This is a genomic window from Paraglaciecola psychrophila 170 (genome assembly GCF_000347635.1).
In the GTDB taxonomy this organism is placed as follows: domain Bacteria; phylum Pseudomonadota; class Gammaproteobacteria; order Enterobacterales; family Alteromonadaceae; genus Paraglaciecola; species Paraglaciecola psychrophila.
This window is the reverse complement of record NC_020514.1, coordinates 597845-615364: the sequence shown is the minus strand read 5'-3', so window position 1 is coordinate 615364 and position 17520 is coordinate 597845. Positions and strand designations below refer to the sequence as shown.

Below are 17520 nucleotides of genomic sequence, written 5' to 3'. Positions count from 1 at the left end.
GCAATGAAAGACGCTGAATCTTTTGTCAAAAGAGAACATTCAATCACTGTACCTATCTAAATCGTCGCATCAGCTTTCGATTAGGTTGAGGGGTAGACTTCATTTACGCGACGGGTTAGGTGAATTTAGTTGCTATATGTATCAGCATCTAGCAGTTGGTAGAATGCCAATGAGACACCGTTGGTCCAACCAAAACCATGCTGAACTTCATACTCCCCACCTTGTGCAACACGTTGACTATGTTGAACATTATATTTTTCCATCATGTTGTTATCAGTAATAAATTGTTGCTCCACCGTAGTCATCCATCTATTCATAATAGTTACCGATAGTGGTGCAAACCCATAATTCATTAAACCAACCACCGCAAAATATTGCAAGGGCGCCCATCCATTTGGCGCATCCCACTGTTGCGCGGTGTCGTTGAGTGTCGTAACTAGACCACCTTCCATTAAAAACGAATTTTCGAGTTTATCTGCAATGTGCTCTGCTTGTTGATGTGAAGCAATCTGACAAAAAAGAGGTAAGCAAGCAGCGAGTGATTGAATCGTTGTTTTTTGACCTTGTATAAAATCAAAATCATGATAAAAACCACCTTGTTCATCCCATAAATATTGATTAATCGCATCCTTTCTAATTTGGGCGTAAGCCGCAAATTTTGAACTCAGTTCACTCTCAAGCAATTCAGTATAAAATTGACTTAGCAAGGTCTCTAATTTATACAACAAACAGTTGAGATCGATAGGCACAATATGCGTGGTTTGGATTGTCGATAAATCATCTTGGTTAGCTAACCATCTTGAACTAAAATCCCAACCTGATTCGCAGGCTGCGCGGATATTGCGGTAGAAAGCAGGTCTTTTAGCTGCTGCAATATTTTCTGCCGCCTCGATATCTTCTCGATATGATTCAGGCCTAGGCTCAACGCTATCATCCCAATAGCGATTTAAACACACCCCGTTTGGCATTTTTACGACACGTTTGATTGCCTTAGTAGTGCCCACTAATTGCTCTTTGTCATGCATCCAAAATTGGTATTCTTTGTCTAATCCTTGAACACAGTGTTCTAGAAACTGTCTTCTTACCTTTGTCTGAAGCGTGTCAATATTCTGTAAATACATTTCAACCATCAATCCTAATACAGGGGGCTGAGAACGGCTATTGTAATAGCTGCGATTACCATTAGGAATACACCCTAACGTATCCTGTAAATCAATAAAGTTTAAAATCATTGAACGAATGATATCTTGCCGACCCGACTCATTGAGCCCCAAAGCAGTGAAATAACTGTCCCAGTAATAGATTTCTCGAAACCTGCCCCCCGGCACAATATAAGGATGAGAAAGGGGTAACAAAGAGCATAAGTCTAGTTTATCTGGCTGTCTTTCAAGTTTTGGCCACAACGATTCAATATAACTTTTCACTGAGCCTTTATCGGTATCGTTGCTGAGTAATATTGTTTCAGGAATGACAAAGTGCTGCTGCACAAAGTCGCTAAGATCAAACCCTTTGCAGGTCTGATTTTTTTGATAATCAGCGAATATTTCAGACCATGAGAATTTAGGATAAGCGTCGGCGAATGTTTTACTATCGGCAAATATTCCAGCTAGCTGCACATCGTTAAATAAGTCACTGCTGAAAAAATCTAGGCTTTGCTCTAGACACTGTTTTGCTTCATTAGTATCTGACATAACGGCTACTGCTCATTCTGTATGGTGGAAGAAGACAGCTTATTGGTCGACTTACGAAAGAAGAACAAAGTAAACGCAAGTAACGCCATGGGAAGTAGTGATAAGTAAAAGGCATTTTTTCCACCAAAGGTATCAAACACAAGACCCGTAATAATGGAGCCGGTAGTACCACCCAGTGCAGAAAACACCACAATTAGCCCAGTCATTTGTGCATGTTTTGCTTTTTCTAAAGAACTTAACATCACAGAATTAATAATCGGGTAAATAGGGGCCATCATCAAACCTGCAATCGGCAAAAGATAGGCGGCGATAGGTGCATTAAAAATACCGGTAACAGCAGTTGCGTCTATGTCATCCGCTAAGGGCAAACTCAACAACATCAAAACCGCCATCATCGCGATACATATGTTCAGGAATAAATACCAATTCACAAACTTCAATATCTGCCCAGCCATTAATCTACCAATAGCAATCATAGCCGCAAAAATACTGGTGATTTGTACGCTCACGTCAACAGGTAGGTGTAATACTTCACTGTTAAAAGTAGGTAACCAAGTGCCAATCCCTTGTTCGATTAACACATACAGAAACACCGATAAAACAAACACTAAAACCAGCGGTTTATAAGCCAACTTTAGCATTTCAACAAACTCTTGGGTCAAGCCATTAGGCTGAGATACAACTGGGGTTTTCTGGATCGGTGAGAATAAAACAATACAAGCAGTGATAAATAACCCTGCTGCTAATGGATAGTATACGTTAAGCCATTCGAGTGAAGTAGGCGCATCGGGATCAATGTAAGCGCTGAAGATCCAATATCCAGATAACACCCCCAGCATAAAAATACCTTCAATGGTGTTAAGCAGTGATGAGTGCGAGCGCGTGTCATGGGTGAGCTGGCCAACAAGGGAATAAACCGACACTTTTACCAGCGCAAACGATATACCAATACAGGCAAACAACACTTTTATCGCAATGAAGTCTCCCAAAACAGGGGTCAGTAAACAGGCTCCTGCTGCCAATAACAAGCCGATTAGCAAAGCGATTTTATACCCCATTCTTGGAATAAATGAGGCAATAAAAAAAGACACAAAGGCTATGGATAAATCTTTAAAACCTTCAAGAGTACTGGCATCTGGTTTACTGACACCAAAACTGTTTATGGATTGCAAGATAACCGTGCCGACACTGTTCAACATAATGGCGAACATAAAATAACAGGCGGCTATCGCAACAATAACAAGCAATCTAGACATATACACTTTACTCATAGGCACATAATAAGGTTAGTCTATATGCAACTCAAAATTTATGCAATCGTTTGCATTTTAATGCTTGTTTATATACACATTATTATTTAGTGCCGAGTAGAATTCCGCGGAATTAACTCAATATCAATAACAGTAGAATGTGTTAGTTTGCCTTCAAACTGAAGAACTAACTGATTGACCATCACTTCTGCCGCTTTTTTAACGTTCTGTCTGATAGTGGTAAGCGAAGGATGGAACAGCTCTGCCATCGCAATATCATCAAATCCAACGATAGCCACCTCACTAGGAATACCAATGTATCGCTCTTTTAAAGCCTTAAGCGCCCCTAGAGCCACCATATCACTTGATGTGACGATGCCATCAAAAAATAAACCATGGTGTAAAATCGTTTCGCTAATTTTTTCATAAGCTGCTGTACTAGTAATATCAATAGATAAGGTTAACCTGTCTTCAAGCACACCGCCTGCTTCAGACAAAGCCTGACGATATCCTTTATAACGTTCAGCCAATTCCAAATGCTCTGGATCACCTAAAAACGCAATGTTTTTACAGCCGCTGTCGATTAAATGTTGGGTCGCAATATATCCACCTAACTTGTTATCACTCCCTACAACGGTGTAATCAACGTCTGATGTGGGGTCGCCCCACACAACCATGGGCAGTCCAGTCCTTGCTACAGCATCAATTTTTTCATCGCTTTTACCTTGTCCAACCACAATGATGCCATCTGCGCGGCTACTGGATAGAAAATAGTTTGCCCAATCGTCAGACGCCATAAAAGAATTAGACAGTAACAATTCGTAGCCTTTATGGTTAAGTGCCTGATTCAATTCACCCACCACCTTAAGTAAGAAAGGGTCACTGATGCTTTGTTCAGTATGGTCAATCAGATTTAGGATCACAGCAATCACATTGGTTTTTTGAGTACGCAAACGGCTAGCAGCTGCATTAATACTGAAATTATGCTTACTTGCTAAGGCTTTTATTTTATCTCTGGTGGCTTGTTTAATAACGGGATTATCGTTTAAAGCTCTTGATGCGGTGGAAGTTGAGACGCCAGCAAGTTTGGCAAGTCCAGCAAGGGTTAATTTTTTATCTGTTTTCAAGATGTATTCAGACTCTACAAGTAAGTAAAAAAGTATTTATGCTGATACCCAAGCACAATTTTATTCTAGCATATTTGTATTATTTGAAAATAATTTCAATCGATTGCACAAAACAATTGCAAACGATTGCATTTTTACATATGGTTTACAAGTCGAACACAAACACACATGTAGGTAACAACAATGAAAACTAAAACATTCCATAAAAAATTACTTCCACTCAGCATTGCATTTATCATAGCAAGCCCAGTTATCGCTCAAGAAGAAGCGTCAGATGAAAGTAACAACACAGGTTTTATTGAACAAATTATCGTAACGGGTACAGCAAGTGGTACCGCAATTAGAAAGGTAGACGCGAGTTATGCCTCTACCTCATTAAGTGCAGCAGACATTTTAAAGTTAGCCCCTAAGAGCACGGCCGAGCTTTTTAGAGCAGTACCGGGTGTTTGGGCAGAAAGCTCTGGCGGAGTATCAGGCGCCAACGTATTTGTCCGGGGTTTTCCTGGTGGTGGCGATGCACCTTTTTTAACGGTTCAACTGCAAGGAGTTGGGATATATACCCCTCCTTCCGTTTCTTTTCTTGAGAACTCTACATTATTTCGCGTTGACGAAACGATTCAGTTCATGGATGCATTACGGGGTGGACCCGCTTCAGTATTATCCAATGGACAACCAGGATTAACCACCAATTTCTTGCTTAAAGAAGGCAGCGAAATAACCGAAGGTACATTTAAGTACACCACGTCAGACTATGGGTTACAACGTATTGATGCAGTACTAAGTGGTGCATTAGATGAAGACTTTTATTACATGATTGGGGGTTACGTACAACAAAGCTCAGGGGTAAGAGACGCTGGTTTCACCTCAGAGAAAGGCAATCAATTTACCATCAACCTGACCAAAGAATTAGACAACGGTAAAATTAACCTTTACACCCGCATCACAGATGATCATGGCACTTGGTACACACCTTCACCTTTAATAGATGGTGTGGACAACAGCTTTGTACATTTAGGTACACTAAACAGACAAGCCACCATCAACTACGGTCCAGAAGATGATAGCACCAGTGAAGCTGTTGATTTTGGTGAAGGCCGTGGCTGGGATGGTTCAGTTTCTGGCGGAAGCATTAACTTAGAACTAGGTGATGGCTGGACGTTTGTCGACCGTTTCTCTTTTACCAAGGGTGAAGCTGATACTTTAGGTTTAGTGACAAATGGCGACCCGGTAGCCCTCTCATCCGTCGCTGATAGTGGTGATTCTGCTACAGGTTCAGTAACAGGTAATGTATACAGTGGCAGCACAGCGGTACAACAACTTGGTCGCTGGGTTGTGCGTAAAGACATCGAATCATTTACTAATGATTTAGCATTAACAAAGACAACCGATACCCTCAAGGCTTCGGTTGGGCTTTTCAGCTCTAGTTATTCTTCGAATGACTGGTGGGCATTAGGTAATCACGCGTATCACGTGGTGCAAAGTGGTGGTGAAGCGCTAGCTGGTATTGAATGTAATATCAGTGTGGCTGGCTGCGGCTGGAACTACGATATCAACAGCACCGGTGATGGTAAAACCACAGCACTTTATGCGGCTTTAGATTATAAATTTAGTGATGACCTAAGTGCAGATATCGGTATAAGAAACGAAAATCATGAAATTGAGTACAGTGTAGATGAAGGTTTGGATGGGGTCATAACTAAAGCGGTTCAGTATGATGAATCTGATGTGGCTTATACTCTGGGTGTGAACTGGCAGTTTGAAAAAGATTCAGGTGTGTTTACGCGCTATAGTGAAGGTAGCAAAATGCCCTATTTTGATGACTTTCGCGATAATTTCGGTAGCTATTCAAACGGCAATGACCTCATCTCTGATGTCACTCAATTTGAGTTAGGTTATAAACTTGCTACCTCAAATTACAATGTTTATGCAACAGGCTTTTATAATGAAGTCGAAAGCTCTCAAACGCCTATACCCGGCGGCGTATCAAATTTATTCGCAACCGAAGCCATGGGTATTGAATTTGATGCAGCATACTATGCTGATAATGGACTCGCTATATCGCTGAATGCAACCATTCAAGATTCGGAAATTGTAGACTCTGCCGATGCGACCATCATTGGTAATGAAGCCCAGCGTCAGCCAGGTTTTCAATTACGTGTTACACCAAGCTATGACTTTGAAATGGAACATTTCTACGCCACGTTATACGGCACATTATCTATTATTGATGACAGGTTCGCTGATCCCGGCAACACGGTCGTGCTAGACGGTTACGAAAGTCTTGATTTAGGACTCACCGTTGCTAATGATAGTGGCTTAAACATGAATATAGCCATACAGAACTTAACCGATGAAGATGCGTTAACGGAAGGTGATCCTCGTAACCCAACAGCACCCAATGGGCGCTTTATTTTACCTAGAACAATCACCTTTAGTGTGGGTTATTCGTTCTAGTAAAACTTAACAGATATTAATTTAATGCTTATAAACTACTAGTCTATAAGCATTTTGCATTAAAAAAAATATTAATGAAAGCATATCAGAAGATACAATACGTGAGCCGTGGAGTTATTTTAAAAGACTTACTAGAGTAAGCAGTTCTGATAATTACTTCATTATTTTCTAGGCTGTAGATTAACCAAGGCCTAAAATAATGGTTAATAAAAAGGGATGGCATGCGCCATCCCTTTTGTACAATTAGTTGGAGTTGGCCGATAAGCCGGGTTTTGTGAAGTTTGTTCGAAAACAAACAGCGACAATCATTCATCTAGGCCAGCAATCGCTCACTGGCTCCAGCAACACACCCGATCTCAACGTGGGCCACGCCATACGAGATCCTATTTGGTCTTGCTCCGGGTGGAGTTTACCTTGCCGTATACTGTTGCCAGCAACGCGGTGCGCTCTTACCGCACCCTTTCACCCTTACCGATTTATTACGAATAACAAACTGGCGGTCTTCTCTCTGCTGCACTTGTCGTCGGCTCGCGCCGCCCAGGCGTTACCTGGCACCCTGCCCTATGGAGCCCGGACTTTCCTCCCTTCAGAAATTCAAGAATGAAAACTGAACGGCGATTGTCTGGCCAACTCCGCGGCGGATTTTACGCAGGTTATAGATTAGATACAATCACAATACCCAACAAATTGGCTGTTGCGAATATTGTGCTCATTATTGCAGTTGATGCCACAAACGATTATCAGTTAATGGAGCTGTTTTAGGTAGAAAAGGGTTCGATAGTTTATGAATAACCCTAGTACTTAATTTTCCTTTAGAGAGTGCCTCTTGATGTGCCGGATAGTTATAAAGAAGTTTGTCAAAACTGCCATCGTCAATAGCTTGGTTTAAACCAAACACCAATCTCTGCGCTAAGGCTTTATTATCTTTTTGTACGAAGAAATACATGGCAGCCGGGTAATAAAGTAGATGTTTATTTTCAACCACTAAATTTTTAAATCGATATTTTTGCATTTCTGCCCAAGGCTCTAAAATAGACCGAGGAAAATAATCGTAATATCCCTCACTCACACTTTTGTACAAACTTTTGTACCAATCTGATGTTTCTACTTTGAAACCATTTGTCCGAAGAATATCTGTATCCGCCCAATCTATTCCTTGTATTGCAACCATATTCTTAATCTGCTGTGTAGTTAGTGTATGTGTTAATTCCTGCTGCTTGGTATCTTGGATCACCATTACTCGATAACCGATAAGTCCCTTGAAAAGAGGGATCAAAATGGGTAACAAGTCTTGCTCCCGTTGCTTTGAAGTCATGGCCCACATCACATCAAGCTTGCCACTATTGAGACTCATCAGTTTGCGTCGGTATACCATAGAGGTTCCAAAAGCTTGTAAAGAGGCGGGGCCAAATTTATGCTTTGCTTTTTTTAAGGCTAATTGTAGCAAAGCAACATAATAGGTTTTTTGTTGGTCACGATCGGAGCTTGAATTGACATATTTGATGACGTCTTCAGCGGCATGACAAGTTGTAATAGGCTGTAACATAATCAATAAAAAACACAGCGTTGTATAAATTGTCTTTTCAACAGGGCTCACAGATAACAACTCGCTAAGGATTGAAATGTTGGGTGCATTATCGTTCCTGAGAAATTAAAAAATTTATTGATAACAATATATTACTACTCACCCATTAGTACAAGGAGCATAATATCTCCCTAGACTACATTTAGGGATGCCATTTATGATATGTCACAGCAAATTCGACATATTCATTAAACATATTTAATTATCTTAGAAGGGTAAAAAGTTAAACGAATAATCGAGTAGGGTTTTAGTCACGTTTTGGTCACCAAAATCGATCAATTTAATGCGACGCAGTAATTTATTTTCAACATCTTCTGAATTAAGTTCACTAAAGACCAGTTCAACCTCAGACACGCCACCATTTGGATCTATGCTTAATTTAACGGTTACCTTACCTTGCAAGCTAGGGTCCGAGCGTAACGCTTTACGGTAGATGGCGTAAATAGCCCCCTTATTAGCATCAAGCACCTTTCGGATGGATTCCGTTTGACGGCTACCCAAAACACGGTCTTGTATTTCAAGTTGTTTAGCTGCCAATGATGCTAAACCTTCACTAGGTGCGACATATTCAGTGTTTTTCCTGCCTGCCAGCTCACCTTTTGAGCCAACATTAGTCGTCAAATCACTGGTATCTACGCCACCACTATTTCCCGCTACTTTTTTACCGATAAACTTACGCTGGGTTTGGTTACTGGCTCCTGCGCCTTTAATGGTTTCGGTATCCGCTAAATTACTCAGGCTAGTGTTATCGCGCATACTGGCCAAATCATCTTGGAAGGCTAATAGACCTGATTGTTTAGCTTTAGTTTTTGCTTGTTCGGTTATTTCTGCTTGGGTGGGCACTTTGACCTTAACCGGCTTAGGAGGCGCTTTTTTGACTTCTTTTGGCGGTGTCTTTTTTGGCTCTACTGGTTCAGGTGGCAAAGGTTTAGGCTTTTCAACCTTAGGTGCGGCCGGCTTCGGTGCGGCCGGCTTCGGTGCAACCGTCTTCGGCTCTGGAATAGGTTTCGGCTTTGCTGGTTCTACTTTTCTGGGCGTCATTAAGCGCGTCAATTGTGCCGGTACTTTTTCTTTCTCAGCGCGAGCCCGTTCTGGTAATTCCTGCCATTTCACCACTGCCGCAAAGGCTAAAGTGATACACAAAACAACCATAGTGATAACTTTAAAGCGTTTATTTTCAAGCTCACTGGAAGACCAAGGCAGCACAGTAAGAAATGCATTGGGCTCTGACAGCTTACTGTTTATTGTGGCGGTGTGCACATTCATGCTGACTGCACTCATAGTCCGTCTCTTTGCGCTACAACCACATTATTCACATCGCCTGCATCGGGCTGCAAAGAAGGTTCTTGCCCTTCGACAGCCAAAGATATATTGGTAAACCCAGCTTGGGCACATGTCTGCATAATACGTTTGAGTAAGGTATAAGGAATATTCTTATCGCCCATGATGGTAATCGCTCTTTCGATATCATTGCCATCGGCATCTTTATCGCCACTGTTACCTGCGCGATTAATTTGATATGCCAGCTCTGTTGCCAGTTCGGGGATCACATCGTCATTTTGGCTCAGAATAATCTGTACGTCGGCTAATTTTTGGCCCTGCAAGATCAAGTCGTTATTGTTGACCATTAAAATCAAAGTTTCTTTCGCTGCTTGTTGTGCCGTTGATTCAGGCAATTCCACACTTTTACTGTTTTGTAACACTTGCACTTCTGATGCGTTAACCATTAAGAAAAACACCAGAATCGTAAAAATATCCATCAGAGAAACTAAACTGAGTTTAGAGTCTTTGGCCATACGTTTGTGATGGCGCTGCATGCGCATAGCTCTGGCTGATTTTTTCATTTTGCACTCCTAGAAGACTCACTTGATGCGCCAGGAATAAGTTCGGTTGCTGCCACCGCTTTAGATTCAATAGCGGCAGGTGCATCCCCTAAGGAAATTTCGGGAAAAAGTTCAGCATCAACAACTGAAGCTATCAGTACATCTTGATACGATCTCGTGGTATCCATTAAGGCCACAATCACTTGATAAGGAATATCTTCTTCCAGCAACAACGTCGCTGCTTTTTTATCCATATTTTTGTTTATTAAAGTTTGCTTAATTTGCCTTAGCACCATTTGTAAGGTGGGATAATCATAACCTTGTTCGGTCACCGCGATATTTTTAACCAAATACCCTTGCGGATAATACACAGCAATATTGTCGGCTCTGACAACCAGTTCCAAACGCTGATCTTTCACATCAATGTTTTGTTCATTTGCTTCGCCAAGCTGCGGTAAAGCAAGTTCTAAAACGGTGATCCTTGAGAACACCATCATCATCAATAACACTGGCACCAGTACTATCATCAAATTCATAAAAGAGGTGATGTCCAGTTCAGCTTCTGGTTTGATGCGCCGACCACTTCGCCCGAATTTAGCTTTACCCGCCATATCTTATTCCTATGCTTGGAGAATCTGTTGGCATATTCTATGAACCGTTATCTATTGATCATTATCTATTAATAGAAATCTATCGATTCTCATCAGTGGAACGAGATTGGGTATTCAAATCATTACGGGCTATCAATGCGTTTAAACATTTCACCCCAGCCATTTCCATACTATCAATGATCTCAGTAGTTTTAGTTTGTAACACCGAGTGAAAAGCCAAAAGTGGAATAGCTGCAATCAAACCAAAGGCGGTCGTATTCATTGCCACCGAGATACTCTGGGATAACAAACTGGCTTTTTCTGATGGGTCAGCTGTCGCCACCGCAGAGAATGCGGCAATCAAACCAATTATAGTTCCCAGCAAACCTAATAAGGTTGAGATATTTGCCAGCGTCGCTAAATAAGCAGTGCGCTTTTCTAGTCGAGGCGTCGTTTCCATTAAACCTTCTTCCATCGCATATTCGATATCTTCACGCCTTTGGCTGTGATTCAAACGCGCCATACCTGCACCAATAATACGGCTAATAGGCGCTTTATCATTACTAGCAAAACTTAACACGCCGCTATAATCATGTTTATTCAGCAGCGGCTCCATTTGTTTAAAAGCTCTTTTATTGACACTTTTAGAGAAACTTAAAAAGAAAAATCGCTCTATAGCTATCGCTAGGCCTATTGCCAACACAACGGCGATAGGAAACATAAACGCACCGCCCTCTTGAAAAAACCGAACTACCACTTCAAAAAAATCCATCACTGACTCCTACTAAGTAATCTGTTAATTATATCTATTAACCCAGGTTTTTTAGGTATTAGCCTAAGGGTTGGGGTATAACATTTTTATTATTTAAAATTTGAATTTGACGCTTCAGTTCGTCCCGTTGTAACGGCACAAACGTCTTATTGATTCGTTCAACAATAGGGCTAGGTAAAGCTTGTTTTGTTTTAGGGGATTGCCAAGGCACTATGGTTAGTACTTTAGGCTGCTCTTGGTTACCTCGAATGGTCTCTTCTAACTTAATAACACTAGTCTCTTGAGCATGAAGCATACTGCTCATTAAACATAACGCCATGCCAAAAACCATCCCCAAAAAACAGCCCTTGATTGTATTCATAACATCGCTCCAGCTTCAGTGACTGCTTGGTCACGTTTGATTTGCCGCTTTAAATCAATTATCCAGCCTTTTAACTGCCGTGAATTGTCATCCGACAACGCTTGATAAAGCTCATAATCGACCAAAGCCAGAGACTTTCTCCCCATGTACAGATCGTATAATATGCCGCGATTGAGATATCCCTCTGCAAACGCAGGCCAGCTTTTTATGGCCGATTCATAATGGCTTAAAGCTTGCTGAAATTGACCTTGTTGCCGCAAAACCAAAGCAAACTCGTTGTGGGCTAAGTAATTGAGTGGATTAGCAGAAATCGCATTATTAAGATATCGGGTCATCTCTTTGTGCTGTAGTTGTATATCATCGTTATCTTGCTGCTTAGCCAACAATGCTAGTTGTAACCAGACTCCTGAAAGGTTTGGGTATTGTTCAGACAAAGCAATAAACCGTTCCCTAGCTAGAGACAGCTTACCTTGCTGCTTGAGTAATAAAGCCCCTTGGAATTGGTGTAGAGTCTGGGCACTGGCTTTATCTTTTCTCGTCTGGGTTTTATATAGATTAGGCAGCGTTTGTAAAGTGTTTACCTTAGTTTGCAATGGTCTCAGTGGCTCTTCTACGGCTTCTGACACGTTTTTTTCTGTTTCGTCAAAAGGCAATAAACTAGAACAACTATTGAGTAAAGCGAGGCTCATCAAACTCAAGATAATATTAGTAAATTTCATCCGTCACCTCCACGCTCTTTTCTTGTTTGTTATATCTGCTTGGCAACAGTTTTTCTAAGGCACTGAAACTCTTTTGGACCCAAGCATCATAACTGCCTTGCCAACTTCGCTTGGCGTTGGTTTCATGAATATCGATGGCTTTTTCTTCAAACGGGTAAGCTTGCTCTTCAAGCAGTAAATCATATTGCTCCAGCTCCAAGGCATTGAGATTTTTTGGCTTACTGGATGTCATCAAATCTTTGGCAAGTTGATGATAAATGTCGGCAATACTAAAGTTGGCTGAAGTACTGAACTCTTCCACTTTATAATCCAAGGTTTTATTGTAGGCATCGAGCGCATTATTTAATGCCGTTTTTTTCTTGGCTAAGCTAGCTTTTAATGGCTGCGTTAATTTGATTTTTTTGTATACATATAGCTTGTCATCGGCAAACACATTGGACGCCATTGCCGCTAAATATCGAGTCCGAACAGCACGTTCAATATCGGGGGATTGTTGTGCTTGTTTATCTGCTTGAATTAATTTATTCAACCAAAAACGCCGCTTACTGGGCTCATTACTTGCCAGATAAAACTCACTCATAATGACGCGGGCTTCGTTAGCTTCAGCAAAGGGCTTAGCATAGCTGTGGGCATAAGTGCGGTAAGCCTCTAATGCCTGTGGTCTGTTATCAATCTTGTTCAAATACTGCGCCGCTACATACAAGGCTTGCCTGCCCTCCTCAGACTCAGGGTTAGCGTGGTGTAAAACCAATAATTCATCCGCGGCTTGTTGCCAATTTTTATTTTGCTGATAAGCCTCAATCAACTTATCTTGGATCCCGGCCGTCAGCTTATCTTTGGGGAAACGGCCTCTAAAGTCTTCAAATAAATCAATCCCTTGTTGCCATTGTTGCATCTCTAACAAATAGGTCGCGGCATCATATTGTGCGTTGACACGAATAGCTGACCCAGGTGTTTTTGCTAACACTCTTAAAAAGTCGTTAACCGCCAAGGGTAAATAGTTGTTGCTAACATTCTGCTCACCTTGTTTGTAGATGCTTGCGGCTAATCGATCGCGAATATCAAGGCGACGGCGATCGTTATCTGGCAACAGTCGTAGAATTTGGTCATATGTCGTTTCCCCCAGTGCATACTGCTGTAACGCAAATTGACTGTGCCCTGTTACTAAGTAACTGGCTAAGCGTTTATCAGATTGCACTTTTGGTTGCCAATCCAATAATCTTGTAGCCCCAGCAATAGCCAAGTCATAACGTTTTAAGGTGAAAAGCTGTTGCATGCGGCTATACAGAATGTCACTTGCCCTAGGATCATCAACAAAATTATTCACAAAGTTTTCTTGAGCAATCAGCTGTTTGTCTAGCCAACTAGAATGCTGGTTATTATTTTGCAATGCCAAAGAGTCTAAGGAACCTACTGGGCCTAATAAATCTAAAGCGACTAAAGGCACTTCAGGCAATAATTGAATTTTCTGATAAGCTAAAATTGCAGCATAAGCCGCTTCTGCTGCTTTAGGATGAGCAGTGGTTATATGCGTATTAGGTTGAAGATGCTGATAAGCATACCGTTCAAATGCATGAATAGACGCTGCATATTGCTGCGCTTCGTATAAAGCTTCACCTAAACGGTAAGTTGATTCAGGGGTTTGCTTATCCTTAGGAAACGTCAGGATAAATTGCTGATACCACTTAGACGCTAACAACAAAGCTTGTGTGGCTTGTGCTTGTAGCGTTTGAGGTGAAGGTCGATTGTTATCACTCACCTCAAAGTTAGTTTTTTGACTCGCGCTGGCTAACATTTGCCCGCGGCTATGTTCATATTGTGCAAGCTCTTGTAAATATTCGTTTAGGTAAGGTGCCACTTGTTCTTGCAACACAATTGGCCAATTAAGCCAATATTTTCCAGCAATACCGTAACGTGTCACAAACCCCTGCTTGGCGGGTAATACTAAAGTGGGAAATTTACCTAGAATATAAGCATCAATTTGTTTAACCGCAAAAATCGGCGCTTGAAAATGGTCGCCGTGATTTTCAGTAAAGGCTTGGTATGCTTTAGCGCTATCACGGTATCTGTCGTTGTTCAGGTAGTGTTGCGCCAATGCGTCGTACAACACATATTCATAGTGCCTACTTTCGACATTTTTAAAATGAGTGGCAACACTCTGAGCTGGATATGCAACGTCGCTATTTTGATAAGAAAGCTGGCTGTCCTGATAAGAAAACAACAAACTCATAATACGAATAGTGTCGTTTACCAAACGTTTTTCACCCACAGGTAAACGCTCAATTTGTGCTTGACTGTCTACCTGAGTCAACATCTGCTGGGCAACAATTTCATTCGGTAATTGATGATCAAGCAAGGTAGTAAATGCCTTCAATGCTTCGCTTTGTTGTTCATTTTTAAAATAACCCCAACCCAACATATATGCCGCAGTGCCGTAATAGGGGTTTTGGTCACCTTGTGCCAAAACATTGTTGTAGGCATTGATAGCGAATGCGTAGTTAGCACGATTAAACTCGACTTCTCCCATCCTAAAGTGGATTTCAGCGAGGTAGATGTTCTGAGGAAATTGTATTAATAACTGCTGCAAAGTAGCAAAACTCTGTTGCATTTGACCTTGTTGTTCATAGGCTTTAGCTAACTGGTAGAGCACTTCTACGTTATCTGGGTTTTGTGCATGCTCCACCAGCAATTGTTGGTATTGCTCTATGGCTAAATCAAATAATTGGTGTCCAGCTGAATCAATAGGTAGTCCGTCTTCCTGCATTTGCTCTGCCAGAGACACTTCTAAGTCGGCGAGCCGGTACTGGACTATTTTTTTAACTAGCGGATCGCCTTGGGTAGCTTGCGGGTCAGCGACAATATCAAGTAACGCCTTATAGGCGTCTCGCATGGTTTCAGTTTCAGGCTGCTCTAAAGGTGTATGGTCGAGTGGCAATGTTTCAAAATATACATCGCCAAGAGTTTGTTTACTGATAGAGGGTGCTTGTGGCACCTGTTGTGGGCTGTCACTTGAAAACAATCCGCATCCAGATAACGTTAACAACATAGCTACAACCGCGAGCAGTGAATAACCTAATTTCATAACGGGTCATCCTCTGTTACTGATGTGTCATTCAGTGGTGTTTGGCTGTCACTGTTTTTTAGTAACGCTTGATCGTTCAAACGTACCATGGCTAATTGCGCCTGCAATATATAGTGACTAACCTTTAGTTTATGCGCCTGAATAAACTGCGTAAAGGTGTCAGACAACTGGCTAACCAGTGCATTTTGTAAGCCATTACTTTTGACAATTTCAGTACTAATACGCTGTGCCAACGAGCTGACTCTGTCTCTTTGCTCAGCAAAGTCAGGTTTGGCGGCCAACTGCTTAAGAAGTTGCTGCTGACGTTGTTGTGCTTTGCTAATTTCAGCATCGAGTTGCTGCAATGCCTTCTGGGCTTGCCAATGATTTGCGCTGTAAGCTTCACTTGCTTGCCATATTAAACGCCCTGCAACGCGCTCGACCCGCATTTCATAAGAATCAGCTAAAAGAGGTTGATCTAGCTGTTTTTTAAGTTGAGTAATAGTGACTAAACGTTTTTCCGAACGCTTTACTCGGTCTAACCATTGTTGACTTTGTAGGCTCATTAAAACTTGGCCATTTTGCTGATTTTGAGCGGTAGCGATAACCTGCGCAATGACATCGCGCTGTGCTTGTAGCGCGGGTAATTGCTCTAAAATACGATTTTGTAAAATGTGTTTAGCGCGTTTGCGTCGCTCAACTTGCCTTTCGTCCAACATCAAATGATATTGCTGCAGTCGTTGTTGCCAATTGAGCAATTGCTGTTGTAGGTCACGATTTTGCTCAAGCGCCAACAACCCTGCCCTAAACTCATTGCTGACAGACACACTATCAAACAGCTGAGCCGTATTAAATGGCCGACCTTTAGTATTCAGCGACAGGCTTACATCCGCGTCGACGCTTAGCTGCTTGTCTTTATTAGGCAGTAAATCCAAAATAAACTGGCGCTGTTTAACCTCTTTCTCTGCTTGATTGAGGTTCACTAAAGCCTGTTTGAAGCGATCTAGGCCCAATTGCAAAACTTGCAATGATTGACGTGGTGCAAATGCATTTTCATAGGCATAAGCGCTGGCTAAATAAGCTTCTAGGGTGTATTCACTATTTTGCGGCATGAGTATTAGGCGTTGCCAAATCGCCAAGGCAGTTTGTAATTCATCCTTTTTAGCCGCTGCCCAGCCATAACCTAACAACGCGGCTTCTGCGTCTAAACCATCAGTACGGATATTTTCAAACACTCTGAACGCTTCAAAAGGCTCAGCGTTTTGTAGTAATGTATAACCCAGCGTTAGGTTAGCGCGGTCGCGAATAGCGTCTCGCTCAGCGTCAACATTTGGTGCATCGTTATCACTAAATAGCGGATCAGCCCAATCCATCCAGCGGCTGACAAAGCTATTATCGTTATTTATCAAAGTAGACAAAACAGAAATAGCCTGTTGGTTATTACCTTTTTGCAGTAAGGCTAACGCTTGGTTGTACTGAACATAGTCGCGGTAAATGGAATTCTCTGATAACTGTTGTAACCATTGAATATCAGTAGTATTAGTAGTGTTAGTGCCCTGTTTTAATAAAAAACCATGTAACTGCGATTGCATATACAGCCAATTATCGCGAGTGGATGGCTCAAATAATTCATCTGCAGTGTGTGGTTTAATTTGCTGAAAAGCATGTGCAGCATCTGAAAACTGGCGTTTTTGATAATACGTTTTACCCAACAATAACCAAGAATAGGCTGTGACATCAGGCTTGATATTATTTTTTAGTAAACGCAGGAAAATATTAGCAGCTTGGTTATCTAAACCATAGGCCAAACTGATCCCGCCTTTTAGTAACTCAGGTTCAACTTGATAGCCACTCAAAGAATCGGGTATCTGGGTCAACCCATTGGGGAACTTCTGCTCTAAAATAGCCATTTGGGTTAACGCTAAGGAAAAATTGCCTTGATAATATTCGTACAATACTTGTTGATAAGCTTTTTTTAGCGCCACAGAATTGCGATGCTGAGTCTGCTGGGCGTCATCTTTGGCATTGATGTGGAAACTCGTCACCAAAGTAAAACAACAACTTAACGCGTTAAACCACTTCAACAT

The 17520-nt window shown here is 41.6% G+C and carries 13 protein-coding genes and 1 other RNA gene; 1 reads left to right on the top strand and 13 read right to left on the bottom strand.

Translation table 11 applies throughout. The features are described 5' to 3' along the window. Positions 1-125: 125 nt before the first annotated feature. The 3 genes from treF to C427_RS02715 form a co-directional block, all read right to left on the bottom strand. A complete protein-coding gene (gene treF / locus C427_RS02725) occupies positions 126-1691 on the bottom strand; it encodes an alpha,alpha-trehalase TreF (RefSeq protein WP_007636230.1) in 1566 nt (521 codons plus the stop codon). A 5-nt stretch (positions 1692-1696) separates the two neighbouring features. After that, positions 1697-2947, bottom strand: coding sequence for an MFS transporter (locus C427_RS02720; RefSeq protein WP_187292375.1), 1251 nt, complete (start codon positions 2945-2947; stop codon positions 1697-1699). A gap of 101 nt (positions 2948-3048) precedes the next feature. Beyond that, positions 3049-4068: a LacI family DNA-binding transcriptional regulator gene (locus C427_RS02715; protein ID WP_007636228.1), complete on the bottom strand. Its 1020-nt coding sequence runs from the start codon at positions 4066-4068 to the stop codon at positions 3049-3051. A 183-nt stretch (positions 4069-4251) separates the two neighbouring features. Here C427_RS02715 and C427_RS02710 point away from each other — a divergent pair, with 183 nt between their 5' ends. Further along, entirely contained in the window at positions 4252-6522 is a 2271-nt protein-coding gene (locus C427_RS02710; RefSeq protein ID WP_007636227.1) for a TonB-dependent receptor, read from the top strand. 245 nt (positions 6523-6767) lie between these two features. Here the strand turns inward: C427_RS02710 and rnpB are convergent. From rnpB to C427_RS02665, 10 genes are all read right to left on the bottom strand, one after another. Further along, positions 6768-7156, bottom strand: an RNA gene (gene rnpB, locus C427_RS24310) — RNase P RNA component class A. Positions 7157-7234: 78 nt separating this feature from the next. After that, a complete protein-coding gene (locus C427_RS02705) occupies positions 7235-8119 on the bottom strand; it encodes a transporter substrate-binding domain-containing protein (RefSeq protein ID WP_226991081.1) in 885 nt (294 codons plus the stop codon). 195 nt (positions 8120-8314) lie between these two features. Then, positions 8315-9388 (bottom strand): AgmX/PglI C-terminal domain-containing protein, encoded by a 1074-nt coding sequence (locus C427_RS02700; protein WP_007636225.1) that lies wholly within the window; start codon positions 9386-9388, stop codon positions 8315-8317. Next, positions 9385-9951 carry an ExbD/TolR family protein gene (locus C427_RS02695; protein ID WP_007636224.1) on the bottom strand — a complete coding sequence of 189 codons (567 nt, stop codon included), beginning with the start codon at positions 9949-9951 and terminating at the stop codon, positions 9385-9387. Before C427_RS02695 ends, C427_RS02700 begins: the two co-directional genes overlap by 4 nt. Further along, the gene (locus C427_RS02690; RefSeq protein ID WP_007636223.1) at positions 9948-10541 is read right to left on the bottom strand and encodes an ExbD/TolR family protein; all 594 of its coding nucleotides are present in this window, start codon (positions 10539-10541) and stop codon (positions 9948-9950) included. Before C427_RS02690 ends, C427_RS02695 begins: the two co-directional genes overlap by 4 nt. A 79-nt stretch (positions 10542-10620) precedes the next feature. After that, entirely contained in the window at positions 10621-11292 is a 672-nt protein-coding gene (locus C427_RS02685; RefSeq protein ID WP_007636222.1) for a MotA/TolQ/ExbB proton channel family protein, read from the bottom strand. 58 nt (positions 11293-11350) lie between these two features. Beyond that, positions 11351-11653, bottom strand: coding sequence for a hypothetical protein (locus C427_RS02680; RefSeq protein WP_007636221.1), 303 nt, complete (start codon positions 11651-11653; stop codon positions 11351-11353). Continuing rightward, entirely contained in the window at positions 11650-12372 is a 723-nt protein-coding gene (locus tag C427_RS02675; RefSeq protein ID WP_007636220.1) for a tetratricopeptide repeat protein, read from the bottom strand. Before C427_RS02675 ends, C427_RS02680 begins: the two co-directional genes overlap by 4 nt. Beyond that, complete coding sequence (locus C427_RS02670; protein ID WP_007636219.1) at positions 12359-15454, bottom strand: tetratricopeptide repeat protein; 3096 nt, start codon at positions 15452-15454, stop codon at positions 12359-12361. The genes C427_RS02675 and C427_RS02670 overlap by 14 nt, the downstream gene beginning before the upstream one ends. Further along, positions 15451-17520, bottom strand: a complete 2070-nt coding sequence (locus C427_RS02665; protein WP_007636218.1) for a tetratricopeptide repeat protein — start codon at positions 17518-17520, stop codon at positions 15451-15453. Before C427_RS02665 ends, C427_RS02670 begins: the two co-directional genes overlap by 4 nt.

Bases quoted from the DNA above. Each gene is read 5' to 3' on its own strand.
- C427_RS02695 (WP_007636224.1), bottom strand. From the start codon at position 9,951: ATGAAAAAATCAGCCAGAGCTATGCGCATGCAGCGCCATCACAAACGT.
- C427_RS02685 (WP_007636222.1), bottom strand. From the start codon at position 11,292: ATGGATTTTTTTGAAGTGGTAGTTCGGTTTTTTCAAGAGGGCGGTGCG.
- C427_RS02670 (WP_007636219.1), bottom strand. From the start codon at position 15,454: ATGAAATTAGGTTATTCACTGCTCGCGGTTGTAGCTATGTTGTTAACG.
- C427_RS02665 (WP_007636218.1), bottom strand. From the start codon at position 17,520: ATGTTGAAGTGGTTTAACGCGTTAAGTTGTTGTTTTACTTTGGTGACG.
- C427_RS02680 (WP_007636221.1), bottom strand. From the start codon at position 11,653: ATGAATACAATCAAGGGCTGTTTTTTGGGGATGGTTTTTGGCATGGCG.
- C427_RS02720 (WP_187292375.1), bottom strand. From the start codon at position 2,947: ATGTCTAGATTGCTTGTTATTGTTGCGATAGCCGCCTGTTATTTTATG.
- C427_RS02710 (WP_007636227.1), top strand. From the start codon at position 4,252: ATGAAAACTAAAACATTCCATAAAAAATTACTTCCACTCAGCATTGCA.
- C427_RS02700 (WP_007636225.1), bottom strand. From the start codon at position 9,388: ATGAGTGCAGTCAGCATGAATGTGCACACCGCCACAATAAACAGTAAG.
- C427_RS02675 (WP_007636220.1), bottom strand. From the start codon at position 12,372: ATGAAATTTACTAATATTATCTTGAGTTTGATGAGCCTCGCTTTACTC.
- C427_RS02690 (WP_007636223.1), bottom strand. From the start codon at position 10,541: ATGGCGGGTAAAGCTAAATTCGGGCGAAGTGGTCGGCGCATCAAACCA.
- treF (WP_007636230.1), bottom strand. From the start codon at position 1,691: ATGTCAGATACTAATGAAGCAAAACAGTGTCTAGAGCAAAGCCTAGAT.